The 23,650-nt window shown below is 43.4% G+C and carries 23 protein-coding genes, 1 other RNA gene and 2 other annotated features; of the genes, 22 read left to right on the top strand and 2 right to left on the bottom strand.

Annotated features, from left to right (window positions below; genetic code table 11):
* Positions 1 to 16: 16 nt before the first annotated feature.
* The gene (gene dtd / locus BQ5796_RS10775) at positions 17 to 457 is read left to right on the top strand and encodes a D-aminoacyl-tRNA deacylase (RefSeq protein WP_071460238.1); all 441 of its coding nucleotides are present in this window, start codon (positions 17 to 19) and stop codon (positions 455 to 457) included.
* Positions 458 to 499: 42 nt separating this feature from the next.
* Here the strand turns inward: dtd and BQ5796_RS10770 are convergent, their stop codons facing one another.
* A complete protein-coding gene (locus tag BQ5796_RS10770) occupies positions 500 to 1,558 on the bottom strand; it encodes an N-acetylmuramoyl-L-alanine amidase family protein (RefSeq protein WP_071460237.1) in 1,059 nt (352 codons plus the stop codon).
* A gap of 201 nt (positions 1,559 to 1,759) precedes the next feature.
* Between BQ5796_RS10770 and BQ5796_RS18285 the strand changes: the two genes are divergently transcribed.
* The 6 genes from BQ5796_RS18285 to BQ5796_RS18675 all read left to right on the top strand — a co-directional run bounded on the left by BQ5796_RS18285 (position 1,760) and on the right by BQ5796_RS18675 (position 6,859).
* Entirely contained in the window at positions 1,760 to 1,936 is a 177-nt protein-coding gene (locus tag BQ5796_RS18285) for a hypothetical protein (protein ID WP_200792878.1), read from the top strand.
* A gap of 45 nt (positions 1,937 to 1,981) precedes the next feature.
* Positions 1,982 to 2,217, top strand: a binding site (T-box leader).
* A 66-nt stretch (positions 2,218 to 2,283) separates the two neighbouring features.
* Positions 2,284 to 3,555: a histidine--tRNA ligase gene (gene hisS, locus BQ5796_RS10765; RefSeq protein WP_071460236.1), complete on the top strand. Its 1,272-nt coding sequence runs from the start codon at positions 2,284 to 2,286 to the stop codon at positions 3,553 to 3,555.
* 12 nt (positions 3,556 to 3,567) lie between these two features.
* The gene (gene aspS, locus BQ5796_RS10760; protein WP_071460235.1) at positions 3,568 to 5,337 is read left to right on the top strand and encodes an aspartate--tRNA ligase; all 1,770 of its coding nucleotides are present in this window, start codon (positions 3,568 to 3,570) and stop codon (positions 5,335 to 5,337) included.
* Between the two features lie 66 nt (positions 5,338 to 5,403).
* Positions 5,404 to 5,590, top strand: a non-coding RNA gene (ssrS, locus tag BQ5796_RS10755) — 6S RNA.
* Positions 5,591 to 5,813: 223 nt separating this feature from the next.
* The gene (locus BQ5796_RS10750; protein ID WP_071460234.1) at positions 5,814 to 6,581 is read left to right on the top strand and encodes a tRNA threonylcarbamoyladenosine dehydratase; all 768 of its coding nucleotides are present in this window, start codon (positions 5,814 to 5,816) and stop codon (positions 6,579 to 6,581) included.
* 149 nt (positions 6,582 to 6,730) lie between these two features.
* The gene (locus tag BQ5796_RS18675; RefSeq protein ID WP_282956859.1) at positions 6,731 to 6,859 is read left to right on the top strand and encodes a hypothetical protein; all 129 of its coding nucleotides are present in this window, start codon (positions 6,731 to 6,733) and stop codon (positions 6,857 to 6,859) included.
* A gap of 353 nt (positions 6,860 to 7,212) precedes the next feature.
* On the opposite strand, the gene BQ5796_RS10745 is transcribed toward BQ5796_RS18675, so the two are convergent.
* The gene (locus BQ5796_RS10745) at positions 7,213 to 8,481 is read right to left on the bottom strand and encodes a replication-associated recombination protein A (RefSeq protein WP_071460233.1); all 1,269 of its coding nucleotides are present in this window, start codon (positions 8,479 to 8,481) and stop codon (positions 7,213 to 7,215) included.
* A 186-nt stretch (positions 8,482 to 8,667) separates the two neighbouring features.
* Between BQ5796_RS10745 and cymR the strand changes: the two genes are divergently transcribed.
* The 15 genes from cymR (at position 8,668) to BQ5796_RS10670 (ending at position 23,640) form a co-directional block, all read left to right on the top strand.
* The gene (cymR, locus tag BQ5796_RS10740) at positions 8,668 to 9,090 is read left to right on the top strand and encodes a cysteine metabolism transcriptional regulator CymR (RefSeq protein WP_071460232.1); all 423 of its coding nucleotides are present in this window, start codon (positions 8,668 to 8,670) and stop codon (positions 9,088 to 9,090) included.
* Positions 9,091 to 9,120: 30 nt separating this feature from the next.
* Complete coding sequence (locus BQ5796_RS10735) at positions 9,121 to 10,266, top strand: cysteine desulfurase family protein (protein ID WP_071460231.1); 1,146 nt, start codon at positions 9,121 to 9,123, stop codon at positions 10,264 to 10,266.
* 14 nt (positions 10,267 to 10,280) lie between these two features.
* Entirely contained in the window at positions 10,281 to 11,399 is a 1,119-nt protein-coding gene (mnmA, locus tag BQ5796_RS10730) for a tRNA 2-thiouridine(34) synthase MnmA (RefSeq protein ID WP_071460230.1), read from the top strand.
* A 100-nt stretch (positions 11,400 to 11,499) separates the two neighbouring features.
* Positions 11,500 to 12,165, top strand: a complete 666-nt coding sequence (locus BQ5796_RS10725; RefSeq protein ID WP_071460229.1) for a tetratricopeptide repeat protein — start codon at positions 11,500 to 11,502, stop codon at positions 12,163 to 12,165.
* 17 nt (positions 12,166 to 12,182) lie between these two features.
* Positions 12,183 to 14,621 carry an SF1B family DNA helicase RecD2 gene (gene recD2, locus BQ5796_RS10720; RefSeq protein WP_071461266.1) on the top strand — a complete coding sequence of 813 codons (2,439 nt, stop codon included), beginning with the start codon at positions 12,183 to 12,185 and terminating at the stop codon, positions 14,619 to 14,621.
* Positions 14,622 to 14,648: 27 nt separating this feature from the next.
* Positions 14,649 to 15,122 carry a PRC-barrel domain-containing protein gene (locus tag BQ5796_RS10715; protein WP_071460228.1) on the top strand — a complete coding sequence of 158 codons (474 nt, stop codon included), beginning with the start codon at positions 14,649 to 14,651 and terminating at the stop codon, positions 15,120 to 15,122.
* Positions 15,123 to 15,140: 18 nt separating this feature from the next.
* Complete coding sequence (locus tag BQ5796_RS10710) at positions 15,141 to 15,332, top strand: hypothetical protein (RefSeq protein ID WP_071460227.1); 192 nt, start codon at positions 15,141 to 15,143, stop codon at positions 15,330 to 15,332.
* A 168-nt stretch (positions 15,333 to 15,500) separates the two neighbouring features.
* Positions 15,501 to 16,577, top strand: a complete 1,077-nt coding sequence (locus BQ5796_RS10705) for an AI-2E family transporter (protein ID WP_071460226.1) — start codon at positions 15,501 to 15,503, stop codon at positions 16,575 to 16,577.
* 63 nt (positions 16,578 to 16,640) lie between these two features.
* Positions 16,641 to 16,850, top strand: a binding site (T-box leader).
* A gap of 70 nt (positions 16,851 to 16,920) precedes the next feature.
* Positions 16,921 to 19,554, top strand: a complete 2,634-nt coding sequence (gene alaS / locus BQ5796_RS10700) for an alanine--tRNA ligase (RefSeq protein WP_071460225.1) — start codon at positions 16,921 to 16,923, stop codon at positions 19,552 to 19,554.
* Positions 19,555 to 19,625: 71 nt separating this feature from the next.
* Entirely contained in the window at positions 19,626 to 19,895 is a 270-nt protein-coding gene (locus BQ5796_RS10695) for an IreB family regulatory phosphoprotein (protein WP_071460224.1), read from the top strand.
* Entirely contained in the window at positions 19,895 to 20,311 is a 417-nt protein-coding gene (ruvX, locus tag BQ5796_RS10690; protein WP_071460223.1) for a Holliday junction resolvase RuvX, read from the top strand. Before BQ5796_RS10695 ends, ruvX begins: the two co-directional genes overlap by 1 nt.
* Positions 20,312 to 20,324: 13 nt before the next feature.
* A complete protein-coding gene (locus BQ5796_RS10685; protein WP_071460222.1) occupies positions 20,325 to 20,612 on the top strand; it encodes a DUF1292 domain-containing protein in 288 nt (95 codons plus the stop codon).
* Between the two features lie 154 nt (positions 20,613 to 20,766).
* A complete protein-coding gene (gene mltG, locus BQ5796_RS10680; RefSeq protein WP_071460221.1) occupies positions 20,767 to 21,918 on the top strand; it encodes an endolytic transglycosylase MltG in 1,152 nt (383 codons plus the stop codon).
* A gap of 147 nt (positions 21,919 to 22,065) precedes the next feature.
* The gene (locus BQ5796_RS10675; RefSeq protein ID WP_071460220.1) at positions 22,066 to 22,704 is read left to right on the top strand and encodes an O-methyltransferase; all 639 of its coding nucleotides are present in this window, start codon (positions 22,066 to 22,068) and stop codon (positions 22,702 to 22,704) included.
* Positions 22,705 to 22,710: 6 nt separating this feature from the next.
* Positions 22,711 to 23,640 (top strand): peptidase U32 family protein, encoded by a 930-nt coding sequence (locus BQ5796_RS10670; RefSeq protein ID WP_071460219.1) that lies wholly within the window; start codon positions 22,711 to 22,713, stop codon positions 23,638 to 23,640.
* Positions 23,641 to 23,650 lie beyond the last annotated feature (10 nt).

The following is a 23,650-nucleotide window of genomic DNA, read 5'->3' as shown; positions in this document are numbered from 1 at the left end:
TTGGAGGGATGCATTCGTGAAAGTAATAGTCCAAAGGTGCAGTGAAGCGAAGGTTACAGTGGAAGGAAGCGTTACAGGACAAATCGAAAAAGGTTTCATGGTACTCGTAGGAGTGACCCATGCCGATTCAAAGGAAGATGCAGTGTATCTTGCAGACAAAGTAAGTAACTTGCGTGTCTTTGAAGATGAGGCAGGAAAGATGAATCTTTCGCTTCTCGACATCGGAGGTGCAGTGCTTTCTGTATCGCAGTTCACTTTATATGGGAATTGTCGGAAAGGAAGGCGACCAAACTTCATGGAAGCAGCAAGACCGGATGTCGCGGAGGAAGTCTACGAAGCATTTAATGCTGCTCTTCGAGAAAAAGGAGTAAGTGTAGAGAAAGGTATCTTTGGTGCGATGATGGATGTCAGCCTTGTTAATGAAGGTCCTGTAACTCTTATTATCGATAGCAAATGAGAAATACGGCAGAGAAGAGGGTGAAGTCTTTTCTGCCTTTTATTATTCTGCATTGGAATCAAAGTAGCCGGCAAGACCGTCATATATCCCGTTTACTGCCTTATGTTGATATTGTTGGGTGATAATTTGTTTCTCCTCAAAAGGGTTATCAAGGAATCCCAGTTCAACAAGTGCTGCTGTTTCGGTATATTCCCTAATCACATGATAATTTCCTTCTTTAATTCCGCGGCTTGCAGCCCCTGTAGCTTGCGGAACTTTATCCCCAAGTTTCTCAGCTAATCCTTTTTGATTTTTATAGTAGTAATAGGAAGCTGTACCAGAAGCTGAACTTCCATTGCTGCTGTCATAATGGATGCTGATAAACGCATCGGCCTTTTCTTTGGCAGCTTTCTTTGTCCTTTCGCTTAGCGGTAGGAAATAATCGCTGTATCGAGTTAACGAAACTTCCGCTCCGGAAAGAACCAATTTCTCATATAGGAGTCTTGACGTCTGTAGAGTAAGATTTTTCTCTACAAATCCTAGTTGCCCGGATGTTCCTTGATCCTTTCCGCCATGTCCGGGGTCGATGAGAATACGCCTTCTGTTCAAAGTGCTTGTTCGCCAAGTCTCATGGTTAATCCGGGGAGTTCCTCCTTCAAAAAACCATTGGGGCGCCCAGCCGCGATGACCATTCCCTTTTAGTTTGATCCAATGCTTTCTCACAGCGATAACCTCGTATTCTTCTCCCTTATGAATCGTTCCAAGAATTCGTCCATTTAACGGCTTGCTTCTAATGTGGACGGCGGGAACAACCGTGCGAATGATAGATTTGCCTTTTTCTTTCGTTTTTTTTGTTTCTGGCATCGCAATAAATTTATTTGATATCCACCCTGTTTTGCCGCTGGGAAGATCAATGCTTGTCCACTCATTAGTTGCTCTTAGAAAAGAGAATTGATTTCCTATCATCGCTTTTTCTATGATGTTATAGTGCATACCAGGTCCTGATCGGATATTCACATTGTCTTCGGTAATGGTTACTTTTACTGGAGGACCTTTTGCCACTGTAACGCTGTCACATAACAGAAGGCTTAGTGCTAGCAAGAATAACACTTTCGAATGCAAATAGACTCACTCCTGTCCAACTTTTTCCGTTATGAACATCGTATAGGAAAAGTAAGGGGAAATCGAGGCTTTCGACAAAAGCTGTTGTAAGGAGAAAAAGTATCCGAAAAAGCGTTTTATTTCGATAAAAAAAGTGGTGATGAATTATTTCTTGGCACTGGGAAAGAATAGAATAAGACGAAAAAATGGAAGGTGATACTTTTGAGGAGCGGCAGCAAACATGCCTCCACTGTAGTAGGAGAGAATCAATTATTCGGAATTGACTTTCATGATTTTATTCAAAAAGAGCAAAGCGCCAATATGATAGAGTTAGCTTCAGAATTCTCTCTAAGCATTCGTGATGTGAAAAATTTAAAAAAACAGCTTGGACGTTCTTGACAATGTACTATCTGCTCTTTATTATTAAGTAAATAATCATACAAAACAATGCCGATGATGGAGAACAGTAGTTGGGATTCACTAGGATAGAGAGGAAATGCCGTGGCTGAAAGCATTTCTGCTTGTGCCTCAATGAAATGAACACTCCGTAGGCTCTTTCCTGAACATGGTGTACACATTATTAGGGAGAGACGTATGCAGGCGTTAACTGTTAAAGTGGAAGCGCAAAATTTCGCTTCAATTAGGGTGGCACCACGGGAGACAAAGCTCTCGTCCCTTGTTTTTTGAAAACAAGGGACGGGGGCTTTTTTTATTTACACATACTGTAAGGATGGAGGGAATGAAAAATGTCAATCAATATTCCGCGCGGAACACAGGATATTTTACCTGGCAACTCGGAAAAATGGCAGTACATTGAGGATAGAGTAAGGGAAATCTGCTCTTATTACCAATATAAAGAGCTAAGAACACCAATTTTCGAACTCACTGAGCTTTTTCAGCGCGGTGTAGGAGATACAACGGATATCGTTCAAAAAGAAATGTATACCTTTGAGGACAGAGGTGGCCGGAGCATCACGCTTCGACCTGAAGGAACTGCCTCTGCAGTCCGCTCGTTTGTGGAGAATAAAATGTATGGTATGCCTAATCAACCCGTTAAGCTTTATTATATGGGACCGATGTTCCGCTATGAGCGCCCTCAGGCAGGCAGGTTCCGTCAATTTGTTCAGTTTGGGGTCGAAGCCCTTGGAAGCAAGGATCCTGCAATAGATGCAGAAGTGATTTCCCTTGCAATGGAAATTTACCGGGAGATGGGACTAAAAAACTTGAAGCTTGTCATTAATAGCCTCGGTGATCAGGAAAGCAGAACGGCGCACAGGGAAGCGCTCATACAACACTTCAGGCCAAGAATCGGGGAGTTTTGCGGCGACTGCCAGAGTCGCCTTGAAAAGAACCCAATGAGGATTCTTGACTGCAAGAAGGACAGGGAACACGAGCTCATGAAAAGTGCTCCGAAAATCACAGCGTATCTCAATGAAGAATCTGCGCATTATTTCGAAAAGGTTCAAAAATATCTTGCTGCAATGGATATTCCTTTTGAAGTCGATGCTAATTTGGTACGTGGTCTCGATTATTATAACCATACCGCTTTTGAAATTATGAGCACCGCGAAAGGCTTTGGTGCCATCACCACTTTATGTGGCGGAGGTCGTTACAATGGACTTGTAGAAGAAATCGGCGGACCGGAAACTCCTGGCATCGGTTTTGCTTTCAGCATTGAGCGTCTAATTGCAGCGCTAGAAGCAGAGGGTGTGAATATGGAAGTTTCAGAAGGAATCGATATCTATCTTGCTTCTCTTGGCGAAAATGCTGCAGAATATACTGTTGGGCTGCTTCATCAGCTTCGGAAGAAAGGTATTTCAGCAGAACGAGACTATTTAGGAAGAAAAGTGAAGGCTCAATTTAAATCAGCAGACAGGCTAAATGCTAAGTACGTTGCAGTGCTTGGGGACGATGAACTGCAGGAAAACAAGATTACCCTGAAATCGATGGCAGACGGCGGGCAGACAGAACTCCCGCTGGATGAATTTATAGACGCTTTTCGTAAACTACAGGCTTAAGGAGGAACAGTGATGTTTGGAAGAACATATTTTTGCGGTGATGTAACAGAAAAAGCGATAGGTGAAACAGTATCCCTTAAAGGATGGGTTCAAAAAAGAAGGGATCTCGGCGGCCTTATTTTCATCGACCTCCGCGACAGATCAGGAATTGTCCAGATTGTTTTCAATCCTGATGTTTCAAAAGAGTCGCTTCAGACAGCGGAAAAGGTAAGGAACGAATATGTACTTGATATAAAAGGAAAGGTAGTAGCTAGGCAGGAAGGCACTGTGAACGAGAACCTCAAAACAGGAAAAATCGAAGTGCATGCCGAGGAAATCACTATTTTAAATGAAGCGAAAACACCTCCTTTCGTAATTGCTGATAAAACGGATGTTGCCGAAGATATTCGCCTGAGATACAGATACCTTGATCTTAGGCGCCCGGTAATGTATGAAACTTTCAAGATGCGCCATATGACTACGAAGGCTGTCCGTGATTTCCTTGATAGCGAAGGATTCCTAGACATTGAAACACCGATTCTGACAAAGAGTACGCCAGAGGGAGCGCGAGACTACCTTGTTCCAAGCAGGGTGCATCCAGGTGAATTTTACGCATTGCCACAATCGCCTCAGCTTTTCAAGCAGATGATGATGGTTGCCGGCTTTGAGAGGTACTACCAAATTGCCCGCTGTTTCCGTGATGAAGACCTTCGCGCAGACCGCCAGCCAGAGTTCACGCAAATCGATATCGAAACAAGCTTTCTGAGTCAGGAGGATATTCTCGCGCTGACAGAAAGAATGATGCAGAGAGTCATGAGAGAAGTGAAGGGTATCGATATACAAGTGCCATTCAAGCGGATGAGCTACGATGAAGCTATGGCGCGTTACGGATCAGATAAACCGGATACTCGTTTTGAAATGGAGTTAAAGGATCTATCCGAGCTGGTTAAGGACTGTGGTTTCAAGGTTTTTGCCTCCGCTGTGGCAAACGGAGGCCAAGTAAAAGGGATAAATGTAAAGGGATCAGCGGGTAGATATTCACGTAAAGACATTGATGGTCTTGGCGAGTTTGCGGCCGTATATGGGGCAAAAGGCCTTGCTTGGCTTAAAGTAGAGGAAGATGGTCTGAAAGGCCCAATCGCCAAGTTTTTCAATGATGACGAACAAAAAGCGATGGGAGCGATATTTGAAGCAACACCAGGAGATTTACTGCTATTTGTTGCAGACAAAAAAAGCGTCGTAGCAGATGCGCTTGGTGCGCTGAGGCTGAAGCTTGGGAAAGAACTTGGCATGATAGATCAGTCACTCTTCAACTTCCTATGGATCACAGACTGGCCGCTGTTAGAGTATGCTGAGGAGGAAGGGCGCTACTATGCAGCACATCATCCATTCACAATGCCTGTCAGAGAGGACCTCTCCAAGCTAGATACAGCCCCTGGTGAAGTAAGGGCGCAGGCGTATGATCTTGTTCTGAACGGATATGAGCTTGGCGGCGGTTCCCTCCGTATCTTTGAGCGCAATGTACAAGAGAAAATGTTCGAGGTACTTGGGTTTAAGGAAGATGAAGCGAAAGAGCAATTTGGCTTCTTAATGGAAGCGTTCGAGTATGGAACACCGCCTCATGGCGGCATCGCTCTAGGGCTTGACAGGCTTGTCATGCTGCTTTCCGGGCGCTCCAACCTCAGAGACACCATTGCATTCCCTAAAACAGCAAGCGCATCTTGCTTGCTGACAGAAGCACCGGGAGAAGTTAACTCTGCGCAGCTAGATGACCTTCATCTTCAATTAAAGCAAGGAGAGTAGAAAAAAGGACACAGAGCATTTCTTGAATTTTTCTCTCGATTATGCTATTATTTTCTCAACACCAGAAAAGTCCTGATGTGTACGTTGTCCAACCTGATGTTTTGACCGAACATAGTCAATACGGGAGCTTGGAGTTTCCAGCCTGCGCAAATGCCTCTCTTGTGGACTTGCAAAGCCTGGGACAGGGCACCCACCTGCTTGAAAGAGCGGGTTCAAAACGTAGGAGTATGATAACGGCACGCTTGGGACTTTTCGATACATAGCTATTAAACTCCATATCCGATTATTCGGATATGGAGTTTTTGTTTTTAGGATTTTGGGAAAAATAGTTCTATATGATGGTGACATTTTGAACGGCAGTAAATCTCTTTATTCCTATGAATTTACTTGAGTTTTGGATAAAGGATGATATATATTTAAACAGGTATAATGATTAAGATTTTCTGGTGGATGCCAGGTGATTTGGAGTGAGGAAAATGCTTCATCAATTTTCGAGAAATGAGCTTGCGATCGGGAAGGAAGGATTGCAGCTTTTGAAGGGCAGTACTGTTGCTGTTTTGGGTATCGGAGGTGTAGGTTCTTTTGCAGCTGAAGCACTCGCACGGTCGGGGGTTGGGAAGCTGGTACTCGTCGATAAGGATGATGTGGATATTACTAATGTTAACAGGCAGTTGATTGCACTGCTTTCAACGGTTGGTCGTCCAAAGGTCGAGCTGATGGAAGAGCGGATAGCCGATATCAATCCGGACTGTGAAGTTGTTTCGTTAAAGATGTTTTATACAGAAGATACATATGAAAAATTTTTCAGCCATGAGCTTGATTTTGTTGTCGATGCGTCCGACACCATTTCGTACAAGATTCATTTGGCAAAAGAATGCTTGAGGCGCGGCATACCTATTATTTCGAGTATGGGGGCTGCAAATAAGCTTGATCCGACAAGATTTAAAATAGCTGATATTTCAAAGACTCATACGGACCCGATCGCTAAGGTAATCAGGACGAGACTTCGTAAAGAAGGAATATACAAGGGAATTCCGGTTGTGTTTTCGGATGAAAGTCCTATTGTGATTAAAGAAGATGTACGTAAGATTGTGGGCAAGGATGATGCAGAAATCAGGAAAGCCAAAATGCCGCCGTCCTCTAATGCTTTTGTGCCATCTGTGTGCGGGCTGATTATGGCAAGCTATGTTGTAAGAGAGCTTCTAAAAGAAATCCCGATCAAAAGGGTGAACGAAAAAGAATAACAAGAAGCCCGCATTATTTTTAGTGCGGGCGATTTAAATTTATCTTATAAAGGGATGGCTGATTTCGTTGACTTTGTTTTATAAGCTTCGATTAGGGGGGGTGCTGAATAGTTTTAAGAAACACATATTATTGATAATATGGAAACTACGTGGGGCCTGACGTAGATAAATTGCAGTCTACCGTAGATAAAGGAGCGATTACCGTAGATAAATTGCAGTTTACCGTAGATAAATGGATTGTTACTGCAGATATCCCAATTGGAAAAGCTATCAACTAGAGCTGGGTTATTTGTGTAATCGGTTACACATGCACTCCTTTTTAAAAATAATACCCCCATCTTTAAAAGTACTTCTTTTTTTCTCCTTAAAGAACTAATAAAATGACTATTTTTATTGGTATTGGGGATAGTTTTGTTTTGTGAGTCTTCAAGTTTATTTGTTCTATGTTTTGATTTGAGATTGTAATTACGTTTCAGGCGCTTCGCTTTATGCGGGGGGGGGAGCGGTGAGCGTCCCTGTGCTAAAGCTTTCTATAACAACCCAAGCAAATCTAATCGAATCTCTTTTAGCGATAAAGGGAAGCCCAGCATTTTTTAGTGCGAGGCTTCTCCATGCTGTTATCGAGCGGTTCTCAAGAGCGATTAAGCCTTTCGTAAATTTCCCCCAATGCTTGTTCAAACTTCCCGCTTTTTTTCGGGGAATAATACTTTTTTGACTTTAAGTCATTGGGCAAGTATTGCTGTTTGACCCAGCCGCTATCGAAATCATGAGGGTACTGATAGCCCTCGCCGCGCCCAAGTTCCTTTGCACCTTTATAATGAGCATCGCGCAATTGGTCGGGAACATCCCCGATTTTTCCTGCCCTGATATCAGAAATGGCAGCATCGATAGCTAGATAGGCACTGTTTGATTTCGGAGAAAGGCAAAGTTCGATAACTGCGTTAGCAAGCGGAATTCGGGCTTCAGGGAAACCAAGTCTTTCTGCAGCCTGGATGGCTGAAAGTGTCCTCGCTCCAGCCTGCGGGCTGGCGAGCCCGATATCTTCATATGCGATGACAGTAAGCCGCCTCGCAATGCTGACAAGGTCACCTGCTTCAATTAGCCTGCCAAGATAATGGAGCGAAGCATTTACATCGCTTCCCCTAATGGATTTTTGAAAAGCAGAAAGGACATCATAATGTGCGTCACCGTCTTTGTCATGTACAAAGCCTTTTTTTTGCATGCATTCCTCTGCAGTCTTTGCTGTAATGGTAATGGCGCCATTTTCTGCAGGTTGTGTCGAAAGAACCGCCAGCTCTAAAGAATTGAGGGCGCTCCGTACATCTCCAGCGCATGCTTCAGAAAAATAAGCAAGAGCATTCTCTTCGATGCTCACATTATATTTGCCTAGTCCTCTCTCCTCATCCAAAAGTGCTCGGAGAAGCATCTGTTTTACATTTTCAGGGCTTAGCGGTTTCAGTTCGAAAATTTGGGATCTGCTCCTGATAGCAGGGTTAATTGCATGGAAAGGGTTACTTGTCGTTGCACCAATCATGGTAATCATGCCGTTTTCAAGAAAAGGTAATAGAAAGTCCTGCTTGCCTTTATCAAGTCTGTGTACTTCATCAAGAAGAAGGATGACTTTCCCTGACATTTTTGCTTCTGCCGCTACAATCTCCATGTCTTTTTTATTGTTGGTGACGGCATTCAAAGTTCTGAAGGCATAATTAGTGCTGCCGGCAATGGCGCTTGCAATCGAGGTCTTTCCGATTCCCGGAGGACCGTACAAAATCATGGAGGAAAGCTGCCTTGCGATTACCATGCGGCGAATAATTTTGCCATAACCGACGAGGTGTTCCTGGCCGACGACTTCATCTATGCTCCTTGGCCGCATCCTGAAAGCAAGAGGCTTTTCGTTCATGTTCATCTCTCCCATGCAAAAAGCATTATTATGTTAAATTTAACATAACGGCAAGCGCGGTCCAATGTATAAGGCCCAAAAACTGTGCTATAATGGCTAAAGCCAACCTATAGACTAAGGATTTAGGATTCCATTGTAAACAACCCCCTTTCTTTTTCGGTAGGGGAAAAATAGAGGTGCTGGAAGATGAAAATTTCGACCAAAGGCCGATACGGTCTTACTATTATGATTGAGCTAGCAAAAAAATATGGGGAAGGGCCGGTTTCCCTTAAATCCATTGCATCGACTAACAATCTGTCAGAGCATTATTTGGAACAGCTAGTTGCCCCGCTGAGAAATGCAGGTCTCGTAAGGAGTATTCGCGGAGCATATGGAGGATATCTCCTTGGCGATAAGCCAGCCAACATTACTGCTGGGGATATTATCAGAGTTTTGGAAGGACCGATTAGCCCAGTAGAGGGAATTGAAGATGAGGAGCCGGCGAAGCGAGAGTTGTGGATCCGCATCAGGGATGCAGTCAAGGATGTTCTCGATAACACAACAATCGAGGATCTGGCCAGCCATTCGGACGACAATGGCGAGACGGATGCTTATATGTTTTATATTTGATCCATCAATGTATGAGGAGAAGGTGCCAAATTGGATAGAATTTATCTTGATCATGCTGCCACGACGCCCATTCACCCAGATGTCGCTAAGGTGATGCTTGATGTAATGGTTTCATCTTTCGGAAATCCATCGAGCATTCATCATCACGGCAGGGAAACGAGGGCAATACTCGATCGCACAAGGGAAACCATGGCAAATAGCATTGGGGCGAAACAACAAAATATCATTTTTACTAGCGGTGGGACAGAAGCTGATAATCTAGCTGTGATTGGTTATGCCGAGGAGAATAAGAATAAGGGAATGCATATTATTACTACATCGATAGAGCACCATGCAGTACTTCATAGCTGCAATGAACTGGAGAAACGAGGATTTGAAGTGACATATCTCCCTGTCGATCAAACTGGAACTATTTCTCTTGATGACTTAAGCAGAAAACTTCGTGCCGATACGATACTGGTATCTATTATGTATGGAAACAATGAGGTCGGAACCATCCAGCCTATTAAAGAAGTGGGGGAAATACTCTCAAGTCATCAGGCTGCATTCCACACTGATGCCGTACAGGCGTATGGAGCAGTGGAAATCGATGTAGACGAGCTTCAAGTTGATATGCTTTCTGTTTCTGCCCATAAAATAAACGGTCCGAAAGGGATGGGCTTTTTATACGTGCGTGATGGGGTGAAATTAGCCCAAAGAATGATTGGTGGAGAGCAGGAGCGGAAAAGGCGTGCAGGAACAGAAAATGTGCCCGGAGCTGCTGGGTTTGGCACAGCGGTGGAAATCATGCGGAATCATGCAGCGGAAAAAAGAAAGGAGCTTTCTCACTTTAAAACTGTATTCCTTGAGGAGCTAAAAAAGCAGGAAGTTGATTTTTGCTTGAACGGCACTCTTGAAAGTTCTCTTCCGCATGTCCTGAATGTCAGTTTTCCGGCAACGAATGTGGAATCGCTTCTTGTGAATTTAGACTTGGCAGGAATATCAGCATCAAGCGGCTCTGCGTGTACTGCAGGATCAATTGAGCCTTCCCATGTTCTTGTTGCTATGTTCGGCAGTGACTCCGAGAGGATAACTAATTCAGTCAGATTTAGCTTTGGATTGGGAAATACCGCAGAAACAGTAAAAGCGGCTGCAGAGAAAACAGGTAGCATAATAAATAGGCTGAAAAAACAGTAAGTGAGGTGAAAGTCATGGCGGGAAAATCTCCTAAGGATACGAGAGTAGTTGTCGGTATGTCCGGCGGCGTGGATTCTTCTGTCGCTGCCCTTCTATTGAAGCAGCAGGGATACGATGTAATCGGCATTTTTATGAAAAACTGGGATGATACTGATGAGAATGGTGTCTGCACGGCAACGGAAGATTATAACGATGTGATTCGTGTTTGCAACAGCATAGGGATTCCCTATTATGCGGTGAACTTTGAAAAGCAATACTGGGATAAGGTGTTCACCTATTTCCTTGATGAATACAAAGCGGGAAGAACTCCCAACCCTGATGTGATGTGCAACAAAGAAATCAAGTTTAAGGCATTCCTCGAGCACGCGGTCAGCCTTGGGGCTGATTATCTTGCGACAGGACATTACGCTCAGGTAACCTATCGTGACGGCGAATATAAAATGCTGAGAGGTCTTGACGAAAACAAGGACCAGACTTATTTTTTAAACCAATTGAATCAGTCACAGCTCAGCAAAGTATTATTTCCGATTGGGAACCTCGAAAAGGCAAAGGTACGTGAAATTGCCAAAGAAGCGAAACTTGCTACTGCCTCTAAAAAAGACAGCACCGGGATTTGCTTTATTGGAGAGCGTAATTTTAAAGAATTCCTCGGCAATTATCTTCCGGCACAGCCTGGATACATGCAAACTTTTGACGATGAAGTAAAAGGAAAACATGATGGTTTGATGTATTACACAATCGGACAAAGGCACGGATTGGGAATTGGAGGTTCTGGCGAGCCTTGGTTTGTTATCGGCAAGGATCTAGAGAAAAACCTTCTATATGTAGGGCAAGGTTTCCATCATGATGCACTTTATTCGGATAGCATTATTGCGGAAAAGATAAGCTGGACATCTGACAAACCAAAGCCGGAAGAGTTTGAATGTACAGCAAAGTTTCGCTACCGCCAAAGCGATAACGAAGTGAAGGTTAAATTAATGGAAAACGGGGAAGCTGAAGTAATTTTCAAAGAGCCAATTCGAGCTGTTACGCCTGGACAAGCAGTAGTTTTTTACAAAGGAGAGGAATGTCTTGGGGGCGGAACGATTGATAAAGTCTATAAGGATGGAAAAAGGCTGACATATGTCGGTTGATAATTTGACCCCGGTTCCTTTTGAATCGGGTTTTTTTTACCTATGCAGTACGAGTCTGCTCTTGTTTATGCTATACTTCGATTGAATGGAGTGTGTTAAATTGGATAAAAATGTAATAGGAATTCAATATATGCAAGAAGGAAAGTGGGAAGAAGCCGCTGCCGCATTTATGGAAGCAATCGAAGAAAGTCCGAAAGATACCGTAGCCTACATTAATTTTGGAAATATGCTTTCAGCAGTTGGTGAAATAGAGAAGGCACATAAGTTCTATGACAAGGCAATCGAGTTAGACGAAGGAGCTGGAGCTGCCTATTATAGCAAGGGGAACCTTTATTATGACTCTGAAAAGTTTGAAGAAGCAAGAGGAATGTTCGAGCAGGCGATGAAACAAGGGCTCACAACAGGGGATAATTACTTTATGCTTGGGATGTCTATGGTACAGATGGACCAGCCTAAGCTTGCAATTCCATACTTTCAGCGCAGTACAGAACTGCTTGAAAATGACGCGGAAGCATTCTTTCAGTACGGACTTGCCCTTGCAAAAAGTCAATACATAGAAGAAGCGATTCGACAGTTGGAAAAGGCTATAGCAATACTTCCTGAACATGCGGATGCACTTTATAATCTGGGCGTTGCTTATGGTTTCATGGAGGAAGGAGAGAAGGCCCTTGAAATGTTCAAAAGGGCGCTTGATGTCCAGCCTGATCACCTACTAGCATTGCACGGCAAGAAATTAATAGAGGAATCCATGGACGAACAGAAATAATGAACAGGGGTGATCCTGTGGAAGAACAGGCTTCCATTGATTTGTTTTCCGGACAGGATAAATATATCAAGGGCAAACACCTTGTAACCATATTCCATAACGAACAAAATTTATATACAGTGATAAGAATTCGTGTAGAAGATACAAACGAGGACTACGGCGAAAAAGAAGCAGTCATTACTGGCTATTTTCCAATGGTTCATGATCAGGAAACATATGTTTTTTTTGGGGGAATGAAAGAGCATCCGAAATTTGGTGCGCAGTTTGCGGCAACTCATTACCGAAAAGACATTCCTCAATCGAAGCAAGGGATAATCAGTTATCTATCAAGTGACCTTTTCAAAGGCATTGGAAAAAAAACTGCAGAAACCATCGTCGGTACGCTTGGTGAAAAGGCGATTAGCAAGATACTTGAAAACCCTTCGCTTCTTGACAATGTTCCCAGGCTTGCCCCTGAAAAAGCAAAAATGCTCTATGATACATTACTGGAACATCAAGGGCTTGAACAGGTAATGGTTGGATTGAACCAATTTGGCTTCGGACCGCAGATTGCAATGAAAATTTACCAAGCCTATAAGGATCAAGCGCTTAAGATTATCAAAGACAATCCGTATAAGCTGGTGGAAGATATTGAGGGAATAGGCTTTGGCCGAGCTGATGAACTCGGCAGACAAATGGGTATTACCGGGAATAACCCTGACCGACTTAAAGCTGGCTGTCTCTATATCCTTGAGAGATCTAGCCAGCAGTCTGGACATGTCTATCTTGAAGCGGAAGAACTGCTCGAATCTGTGAAAAAATTGCTTGAAGGAAGCCAGTCTTGTGAAATTGAATTTGACTTGATTTCAAATGAAATAATCAAACTGGGAGAAGAAGGGAAAATAGTGGTCGAGGGTAGGAAAGTGTATACACCCTCACTCTATTATTCAGAAAAAGGAATTGTTTCAAGCATCAAGCGAATCCTCGAACAAACCGAGTATGAGGACCAGTTTCCTGAGTCGGAATTTCTTTTAGCTCTGGGAAGCTTGGAGGAACGGCTGGGAGTCCAGTATGCTCCTTCCCAAAAGGATGCAATCAGGACGGCGCTAATGTCCCCGATGATGATTTTGACAGGTGGTCCCGGAACGGGTAAGACTACTGTAATAAAAGGGATCGTTGAATTGTATGCCGAGCTTCATGGGTGTTCTCTTGATCCTAACGATTATCGAAAAGAGGAGCCTTTTCCTTTCCTGCTTGCGGCACCTACTGGACGAGCTGCGAAAAGGATGGCGGAATCAACCGGGCTTCCTGCAGTGACTATCCATCGTCTTTTAAGGTGGAATGGAAATGAAGGGTTTGACCAAAACGAGTCACAGCCGCTTGAGGGAAAGCTCTTAATTGTGGATGAAACATCCATGGTTGATACTTGGCTTGCTCATCAGCTTTTTAAAGCACTTCCCGAGAGTATTCAAGTAATAGTGGTAGGAGACGAAGATCAGCTTCCTTCAGTCGGTCCAGGCCAAGTGCTGAAGGATTTGCTTGACAGCAGCAAAATTCCGACGGTGAAGCTGACGGATATATATCGGCAAGCAGAAGGTTCATCCATTATTGATTTGGCCCATAGCATGAAAGAGGGCAAGATTCCTTCTGACCTTTCTGTACAACAGCCTGACAGGTCTTTTATCCATTGTTCTGCAGGACAAATTTCCAACGTAGTAGAGCAGGTTGTTAAAAACGCAAAGAAAAAAGGTTATACTGCGAAGAACATCCAAGTACTTGCTCCAATGTATCGGGGACCAGCAGGCATTGATAAGCTGAATGTAGAGCTGCAGGAAATTCTGAATCCCAATCCTGACGGAAGCAGAAAGGAATTGACGTTTGGGGATGTAAAGTACAGAGTAGGCGATAAGGTACTGCAGCTCGTCAACCAACCTGAAGCGAACGTATTCAACGGAGATATGGGAGAAGTAGTTGCTATCTTTTACGCGAAGGAAAATACGGAGAAGCAAGACCAGCTCATTGTTTCCTTTGAAGGAATTGAAGTTACGTATACAAGGCAGGATCTTTCACAAATCACGCATGCTTATTGCTGCTCTGTCCATAAATCCCAGGGAAGCGAGTTCCCAATCGTCGTCTTGCCTGTTGTAAAAAGTTATTATCGGATGCTTCGAAGAAACTTGCTTTACACAGCAATAACAAGAAGCAGACAATTCCTTATCCTATGCGGAGAAGAAGAGGCTTTTCGAATTGGAGTGGAGCGTGCGGATGACCTAAAACGAAACACCACCCTCGTTGAAAAGCTCAGAGAAGGCATCCCCTCCACTGAAAAAAAAGCTGACAAGGCCACGCCAAATACAGATGATGAAATTATGATCACTACGGAGGAAAATCTGGAATCCTATTTGATGAAGGTAGATCCCATGATTGGAATGGAAAACGTTTCCCCTTATGATTTCATGGAGGAAAGCGGAAACTAATCTTGATCCGGAAAGGTGGGGGTCATCTTGCGGACATTTTCCGTGTTGAGAGGATTGCCTGTCGTTGATGCCGTTACAGGTGAGAAAATCGGTACGATTAGTGATCTTTCCGTTTCAGAAAACAACCGTGTTGAGAAGCTGCTGATCAAAACGGGTAATATTTTTTCAAATCCTGTCTCTATCGTGATGAACGATGTTATTTCCATTCAGGAAAGCTTGATCATTGTAGACGGTTCTCGAATTCAAAATGCAGACAAGCTGCCAGGAGAATACACACTCCAAAACGGCGATTGCTTGTTAGGACGAATGCTCTTCACAAATGCTGGAGACGAACTCGGCTTGCTTGAAGATGTATATTTTATGGAAGAAATGGGCACGATTGTAGGGTACGAACTAACTGATGGCTTCTTTTCCGATATCTCGGAAGGAAAGCGGCTGGTTAAACCCAGGGGCCCGACGGTAATCGAGAAGGACGCCATCTTTGTGAACGTAGACAAGTGACGAAGAGGTGTCCTTTTTATGTTAACGTGTCCTAATTGCAGCAGCAAAGACATAGGGAAAATTGGTGTTAATCAATATTATTGCTGGAACTGCTTTATTGAAATGTCGCTTGAGAATGGCATTATCCATACGCACCAAGTAGAAGAGGATGGAAGTGTTTCATCCCTTGATGACCTTTTTGATGAAGAGTTCCGTCAATATGGAGGATAAACGGTAAGGAATAAAATTTGCCAAGAGAGAAACCGCATGACTTAGAAAGGGTGCCAAGCAGTAAGCTGGGAATCCTTTCTTTTTTTTCTTGCCGCATTCTTTTTTCCTTCCGAACCTGTATATAATTCGCGTTCTTCCAAAAGATATGCTTTAGAGGAGGCGAAGAGATTGGATATCCGGATGAAATGGTTTTACCGGTTAGCTTTTTTGCTCCTGCTATTTGCAGTCATTTATGTTTTTCTGAAAATCCGCCAGGTCTGGGTTCCAGCAGCAGAAATCATTGGTTCGCTTATAGGTCCTTTTTTTGTGGGGGGATTCATTACATATTTACTGCATCCGCTGGTAGGTTATTTACAGAAGAAAGGTATGCACAGAGGGGTGGCAGTGATTCTTATTTACACCCTGTTTTTTAGCATAGCGGGCTATGGATTATACAAAGGGATTCCGCTGTTTGTATCGCAGCTTGAGGATCTGTCGAAAAATGCTCCTTTATTCGCAGCGCAATACAGAGAGTGGATATCAGAAATCGAAATGCAAACCTCTGGATTGCCTGCAGGACTGCATGGCCGCATTGAAGAAATTATTGAGGCTATCGAGAATACGCTCTCCAATATTTTAGGAGCCATTATTCGTTTGTTGTTTGCCCTGTTAAATTCTATCGTAAGTCTTGCCGTTATTCCGTTCATTGCCTTCTATATGCTGAAAGATCATGAACAAATCAAGAAGGCCGCATGGTATCTAACACCGAAAGCATGGCGCGAACCTGGGAAGCAGTTCATTCGGGATGCTGATCAATCTCTTGGGGGCTATATTAGGGGACAGCTTCTAGTCTGTCTTTCCATAGGCCTAATTTCAACATTGTTATTTTCCTTGACTGGAATGCCATATGCTGCGCTGCTAGGAGTTATTGTCGGCATAACAAACGTCATCCCGTATTTTGGTCCTGTAATAGGCGCCATACCTGCAGTCGTTATCGCTGCAACCATTTCCTTTAAACTGACGGTCATTTGCGCTCTCATCGTATTTACCTTGCAGTTTATTGAGGGGAATATTCTTTCGCCTTTTATTGTCGGAAAAAGCATTCACATGCATCCATTGATTATTATGTTTTCTCTTCTTGCTGGAGGGAAGGCGGGGGGGATAGTTGGCATGGTTCTCGCGGTTCCGATCGTTGTCATACTGCGCGCAGCCATTGTGCATGCGAGGGATCACTTTATCAAGTCAAAAACGGAACATGTTCCATAAAAAAAGAAATTTGACAAATGAGTCCGTGCTTTATATAATTCGGCTATACAATCTTGTCAATAAGCAAACATGTTGAAGGATCGAGTATGCTGAAGACCACCATCAGAGAGAGATTCCCACGGCTGGAAGGAATTTCGGTGAAGGGCAGCAGAAGGCTAATCCGGAGTGCAGTTTAGTAAGACTGCCGTTTTGCCGCGTTAAGGCTTTTTGAGAGATGAGTGCTTGTAGTGCTCATAATCAGGGTGGTACCGCGAGAGTGCTCTCGTCCCTGTCCAGGGATGGGGGCTTTTTTATTTGCCTAAAATTCATCTCACAAATTTAAAAAAACGTAGGAGGCTTTTTTATGAAACAGCTGACAGGCTCTGAAATAAGAAGGATGTTCCTTGACTTTTTCAAGGAAAAAGGACACGCGGTAGAACCTAGCGCATCGCTTGTGCCACATGAAGATCCATCTCTCTTGTGGATTAACAGCGGAGTTGCAACGCTGAAAAAATATTTTGACGGTCGAGTAATTCCTGCTAATCCAAGAATCACGAATGCCCAGAAATCGATCAGGACAAACGATATTGAGAATGTGGGTAATACAGCAAGGCACCATACTTTCTTTGAAATGCTTGGAAACTTCTCCATTGGAGATTATTTCAAGGAAGAAGCAATACAATGGGCTTGGGAATTCCTTACTGATGAAAAATGGATCGCTTTTGATAAAGAAAAGCTTTCGGTTACCATTCACCCGGAAGACGAGGAAGCCTTTGAAATATGGAACAAAAAAATTGGAATTCCAGAAGATAGAATCATTCGCCTGGAAGGGAACTTCTGGGATATAGGAGAAGGACCAAGTGGTCCGAACACAGAAATTTTTTATGACCGGGGACCTTCTTATGGAGATGATCCTAGTGACAGCGAGCTATATCCAGGTGGAGAAAATGACCGTTATCTCGAAGTATGGAACCTAGTGTTCTCGGAGTTCAATCATAACCCTGATGGAACTTATACACCGCTGCCAAAGAAAAATATTGATACTGGCATGGGACTTGAGCGGATGGCTAGTGTTGTCCAGAATGTTCCAACCAATTTTGACACAGATCTTTTCATGCCGATTATCAGAGAAACAGAAAATATATCCGGCCAAAAATATGGAGAAACAAAAGAAAAAGATACATCTTTCAAAGTAATTGCCGACCATATTAGGACCGTCTCCTTTGCAGTCGCAGACGGTGCGCTTCCGTCCAACGAAGGAAGAGGCTATGTCCTTAGGCGCCTTCTTCGCAGAGCCGTCCGTTATGCAAAGAAACTTGGCATTAACAGGCCGTTCATGTATGAGCTTGTCCCAGTTGTGGCAGGAATTATGGATGATTATTATCCGGAAGTGAAGGACAAGGCTGATTTCGTTGGAAAGGTCATCAAAAATGAGGAAGACCGGTTCCATGAAACCCTTCATGAGGGTTTGGCGATCCTTGCTGATTTAATTAAGGACCAAAAGGAGAAAGGCAGCGACACCATCAGAGGCGAAGATATTTTCCGCCTGTATGACACATACGGATTCCCAGTCGAACTTACGGAAGAATATGCCCAAGAAGAGGGCATGAAAGCCGACCATGATGGATTTGAAGCGGAAATGGAAAGGCAGAGGGAAAGAGCGCGTTCTGCTCGTCAGGATGTTGGTTCGATGGTTGTGCAAGGCGGGGTGCTTGGAGATATCAAAACAGAGAGCACTTTTGTTGGTTACCATAAACTGATGACTGAGAGTGTTATTATAGCGCTAATCAAGGATGGGGAAATCGTTCAAGAAGTAAAGGAAGGGGATAATTTCCAATTTATCCTTGATAACACTCCATTTTATGCCGAGAGCGGTGGCCAGGTAGCGGATGCAGGAAGCATTTCGACTGCTGCTGCCAAAGTGTTAGTGAAGGACGTTAAAAAGGCACCAAACGGCCAGAATCTTCATAATGCAATCGTCGAGTCAGGCGTTGTTGCTACTGGGGAAAAGGTCACTGCTAGAGTCGATGCTGACAACAGGGCAAAGATTACGAAAAACCATACGGCGACTCATCTGCTCCACCAAGCATTGAAGGATGTCCTTGGATCGCATGTTAATCAAGCAGGATCCCTTGTGGAAGCGGACAGGCTACGATTCGATTTCTCCCACTTCGGCCAGGTTTCTCAAGAAGAATTAGAGAAAATCGAAAAAATTGTGAACGAGAAGATATGGAAAGGTCTGGAGGTTTCAACCGACCTCAAGCCAATTGGTGAAGCAAAATCAATGGGTGCAATGGCCCTCTTTGGTGAGAAGTATGGAGATATCGTCCGAGTTGTTGAGGTGGGAGATTACAGTCTTGAACTTTGTGGAGGATGCCATGTTTCGAATTCTTCTGCTATCGGTTTGTTTAAAATCATAGCTGAAGCAGGAATCGGGGCTGGTACAAGAAGGATTGAAGCAGTAACAGGGGAAGCTGCATACGAGGCTTTAAATGATTATTTGATTATATTGAAATCTGCTTCGGCATTGCTGAAAACTTCACCGAAGGAAGTAGCAGGGAGAATAGAGAATTTAATTGCCGAAAACAGGCAGCTACAGAGAGAAAATGAATCTCTTACGGCAAAACTGGGGAATATTGAAGCAGGGAGCCTTTTGACACAGGTGAAGGATATAGATGGAATCCCACTTCTGGCAGCACGTGTTCAAGTTGCAGATATGGGAAGCTTAAGAAACATCGCTGACGATTTAAAGCAAAAGGTTGGATCTGGCATCATTCTTTTGGGAAGTGTGAATGATGATAAAGTTAACTTGATTGCAGCAGTAACGAAGGATTTGATTGACCGCGGTTTCCATGCCGGAAAATTAATTAAAGAAGCTGCTGCTATTTGTGGGGGCGGAGGCGGAGGCCGTCCAGACATGGCTCAGGCCGGGGGAAAACAGCCAGAGAAGTTGGATCACGCACTGCAATTTGCTGAAGAATGGATAAAATCAATTTGATATCATGCTAAAGTAGTGTAAACTGTAGGTATTGACGAATCCTGCTTACGAATAAAGCGAGGTGCATTATGATGAGCTCTTTCGACAAAACCATGAAATTTAATTTTCCTGAGGAACCTTTTGAGCATGATGTAAAGGATGTGCTTTTTCAGGTGTATGAAGCGTTGAAGGAAAAGGGCTACAACCCGATTAATCAGATTGTAGGTTATCTCCTTTCTGGAGACCCGGCTTACATCCCTAGACACCGGGATGCCCGGAATATTATCAGGAAGCTCGAGCGAGATGAAATCATCGAAGAATTGGTGAAATCATACTTGAAGCAGGAGCGAGAGGGCAAGTAATGCGGACAATGGGTTTGGATGTTGGAACAAAGACAGTCGGCGTGGCGATAAGCGATGAGCTCGGCTGGACAGCACAAGGGCTGAAAACCCTTAAAATCAATGAAGAAAAAAATGATTTAGGTTTTGGTGAGCTAGAGTCCATTATAAAAGAGTATGAAGTGGGCAAAATTGTGGTAGGACTGCCGAAAAACATGAATGGTTCAATCGGGCCAAGAGGCGAAGCTTGTATGCATTTCTCTCGGGAGCTTGAAAAACTGTCCGGTTTACCTGTTATAATGTGGGACGAGCGCCTGACAACTATGGCTGCCGAAAGGGTCCTGCTGGAAGCCGATGTAAGCAGAAGCAAACGAAAAAAAGTTATTGACAAAATGGCTGCGATGATGATCCTTCAGGGTTATCTTGATAGTCAAATATAATGAGGTGAATAGAATGGATCATGGTGAAAACAATATTACAGTAGTAGATGAAAATGGAAACGAGCAGCTTTGCGAGGTTTTGTTCACGTTTGATTCCGAAGAGTTCGGTAAGTCATACGTCCTTTACTATCCAATTGGTGCGGAAGAGGACGAGGATGAAGAGATCGAAATTCATGCATCTTCCTTTGTTCCAACGGAGGATGGCCAGGATGGCGAGTTGACGCCAATTGAAACAGATGAAGAGTGGGACATGATTGAAGAAATGCTTGAAACTTTTCTTGCAGAGCAGGATGAAGAGTAATAAGTGAAGGGCCCGGCTGAGTCAGCTGGGTTTTTTTACGGCATTTTTCGAATAAAATCGTGTTTTTTTGATAATTATTTAATTCCCATAGGTAAAATATAGTATAATGATTCGAGATAAAAAGCTGTTTTAGGCAGAACCGGGAGGGGAAGGCATGACGGAAGAGAAGGGGAAAAGTGATTCTTCTGAGAAGAAAAAACACATATACAAAAAGTTGTCGGAACAAAGGAAAGAAGCAAAAACGATAAGGAGAATTGTTGCGATCACAGTACTAGCGATAGGAACCCTTGCAGCAGTATTGCTTATTGGGGCATATGCTTATGTGAACAGTGCACTGAAACCGGTCGATCCTGACAGCAAAAAGACAGTAAATGTAGAAATACCGATCGGGTCAACTGTAAACGGAATCGGCCAGATTTTGGAGGATAAAGGAATCATCCGGGATGCAAGGGTTTTTAAATATTACGTTAAGTTTAAAAATGAATCAGGATTTATGGCCGGCAAGTATAGCATGAAGCCTTCCATGACGCTATCTGAAGTTGTCACAGGACTAAAGAGCGGTAAAGTGATGCAAAAAGAAACCATACGCATCACGATACCAGAAGGAAAACAGCTTTCCCAAATTGCCGATATCATGGCAGATAAAACAAGCGGAAATGCTGAAGAAATGCTTAAGGTATTAAATGACGAGAAATTTATTAAATCAATGATGGAAAAGTACCCTGACCTGCTTTCTCAAGAAATACTGGACAAGGATGTTAAATATCCACTTGAAGGGTATCTTTATCCTGCAACATATCCTTTCTATACAGAAAAACCAACAGTGGAAGAAATGGTTATGGAAATGCTGGCGAAAACAGATAAAGTTTTGAAGAATTACCGTGAACAGGCAGAGGCAGGTAAGATGTCCACACATAACCTTTTGACAATGGCCTCGCTTATTGAAGAGGAAGCAACAGAAAAAGCGGACAGAAAAAAGATTTCAAGTGTCTTCTATAACAGGATTGCGAAGGATATGCCACTTCAAACCGATCCGACCGTACTGTATGCACATGGAAAGCATAAAAAGCGGGTATTCTACAAAGACCTTGAAATTGATTCTCCTTATAATACTTATAAATATAAAGGACTCCCACCGGGCCCAATTGCAAATTCGGGAGTTATGTCAATCGAAGCCGCATTGGAGCCGGACAATACAGACTATCTGTATTTTCTTGCCACTCCTGCGGGAGATGTCATCTACACAAGGACATTGGACGAGCATAATACTGAAAAGGCAAGGCATATCACTGGAAACAATCAATAACAGCTTCTAGGAGGGGAATAGAAACATAGCATTCCCCTCCTACTTGTGATAAAATAATTCGAGTGTTTTCGCGCAGTGATGCCAAAATACAATAAGCGCATGCGCTTTTTTATTTTGACCTGCTTTTAGAATAGAGGTGATGGCAGCTTGGAGATCAAGAAGCTGCAAGACTATATTGAATCGCTAATCCCTACTAGCGAAGGTATTTTTAAAGAAATGGAAGAGTATGCCGCAGCCAATGGAGTGCCCATAATGGAGCCAGCAGGTTTGGAGGCAATGCTTCAAATTTTAAGAATCTGTCAGCCGAGAACGATCCTCGAGGTAGGGACGGCAATTGGTTACTCTGCGCTTAGGATGGTGGACTCACTTCCCGACGCAATGGTTATTACCATTGAGCGTGATCAAGAGCGCTGTAAGCTTGCAAAGGAAAATATAGACAAAGCTTGTCGAAATAAGCAGGTTGTCCTGCTTGAAGGTGATGCACTTGAAATGGGAGAAGCAGTTAGCAAATATGCTCCCTATGACGTCATTTTTATCGATGCCGCCAAGGGGCAATACAGGAAGTTTTTCGAGATGTACGAACCCTTTCTCCAATCAAAGGGGATGATAATTACAGATAATGTTCTGTTTAAGGGTCTCGTTGCAGAAACAGATATCGAACATAAAAGGACTAAGAAGCTTGTCGAGAAGATAAATCAATTTAATCGCTGGCTTGCTGGGCATCCAGGATATGATACCATCATCATTCCGTCAGGTGATGGTATTGCAGTCAGCAGAAAGAGGTGAAGCAACATGAAAAAGCCTGAATTGCTCGTTACCCCGACTTCTGTGGAAGAAATTTCAAGGCTTGCAGAAGCTGGTGCAGATGCGTTCCTTATTGGAGAGCAAAAATTCGGTCTTAGGCTTGCAGGTGAATTTTCGCGTGAAGATGTTAAAAAAAGTATTGAGCTTGCACATGCTAAAGGGAAAAAAGTATATGTGGCAATGAATGCGATTTTCCATAATGAAAAGGTACATGCTCTTGAAGAATATATCTCATTTGTTTCGGAAGCAGGAGCGGATGCAGTTGTTTTTGGTGATCCTGCAGTATTAATGGCGGCAAGGGCAGCTGCACCCAACCTGAAGCTCCATTGGAATACCGAAACAACCGGTACGAACTGGTATACATGCGATTACTGGGGAAGAAAAGGTGCAGGCAGAGCGGTGCTTGCAAGAGAGATAAGCATGGATGCTGTTCTCGATATAAAAGAGCATGCCAGCGTAGAAATTGAAGTGCAAGTCCATGGAATGTCTTGCATGTTTCAATCCAAGCGTTCCCTCCTCGGAAACTATTTCGAATACCAAGGTAAGACTCTCGAAATCGAAAAAAAGAAACAGCAACGAGATATGTTTCTTCATGACAAAGAGCGGAACAATAAGTATCCGATTTTTGAGGATGAAAACGGGACGCATATCATGAGTCCAAACGATATTTGTATGGTTGATGAATTACAGGAAATGGTGGAAGCTGGAATCGATTCGTTTAAAATTGATGGAATTCTGAAATCACCGGATTATATGGAGACGATAACAAAGATTTATCGAAAGGCAATCGACTTAGCAGCCGAGGACGAAGAGAGATATGAAGAAGAAAAGGAAAAACTTCTCGAAGAAGCAGAAAGTATCCAACCGAAGAATCGACCTTTAGATACGGGATTCTTCTTCAAAGAGACGGTTTACTAACTTTTAAGGA

This window comes from Bacillus massilinigeriensis, assembly GCF_900111815.1.
GTDB lineage: Bacteria > Bacillota > Bacilli > Bacillales > Cytobacillaceae > Mesobacillus_C > Mesobacillus_C mediterraneensis.
This window is presented reverse-complemented; position numbering and strand designations above follow the sequence as displayed.

Coding starts and splice junctions, on each gene's coding strand:
- BQ5796_RS10685 (WP_071460222.1), top strand. CDS start 20,325: ATGGATCATGGTGAAAACAATATTACAGTAGTAGATGAAAATGGAAAC.
- BQ5796_RS10710 (WP_071460227.1), top strand. CDS start 15,141: ATGTTAACGTGTCCTAATTGCAGCAGCAAAGACATAGGGAAAATTGGT.
- alaS (WP_071460225.1), top strand. CDS start 16,921: ATGAAACAGCTGACAGGCTCTGAAATAAGAAGGATGTTCCTTGACTTT.
- mnmA (WP_071460230.1), top strand. CDS start 10,281: ATGGCGGGAAAATCTCCTAAGGATACGAGAGTAGTTGTCGGTATGTCC.
- BQ5796_RS10750 (WP_071460234.1), top strand. CDS start 5,814: ATGCTTCATCAATTTTCGAGAAATGAGCTTGCGATCGGGAAGGAAGGA.
- BQ5796_RS10745 (WP_071460233.1), bottom strand. CDS start 8,481: ATGAACGAAAAGCCTCTTGCTTTCAGGATGCGGCCAAGGAGCATAGAT.
- aspS (WP_071460235.1), top strand. CDS start 3,568: ATGTTTGGAAGAACATATTTTTGCGGTGATGTAACAGAAAAAGCGATA.
- BQ5796_RS10670 (WP_071460219.1), top strand. CDS start 22,711: ATGAAAAAGCCTGAATTGCTCGTTACCCCGACTTCTGTGGAAGAAATT.
- ruvX (WP_071460223.1), top strand. CDS start 19,895: ATGCGGACAATGGGTTTGGATGTTGGAACAAAGACAGTCGGCGTGGCG.
- cymR (WP_071460232.1), top strand. CDS start 8,668: ATGAAAATTTCGACCAAAGGCCGATACGGTCTTACTATTATGATTGAG.
- mltG (WP_071460221.1), top strand. CDS start 20,767: ATGACGGAAGAGAAGGGGAAAAGTGATTCTTCTGAGAAGAAAAAACAC.
- BQ5796_RS10695 (WP_071460224.1), top strand. CDS start 19,626: ATGAGCTCTTTCGACAAAACCATGAAATTTAATTTTCCTGAGGAACCT.
- hisS (WP_071460236.1), top strand. CDS start 2,284: ATGTCAATCAATATTCCGCGCGGAACACAGGATATTTTACCTGGCAAC.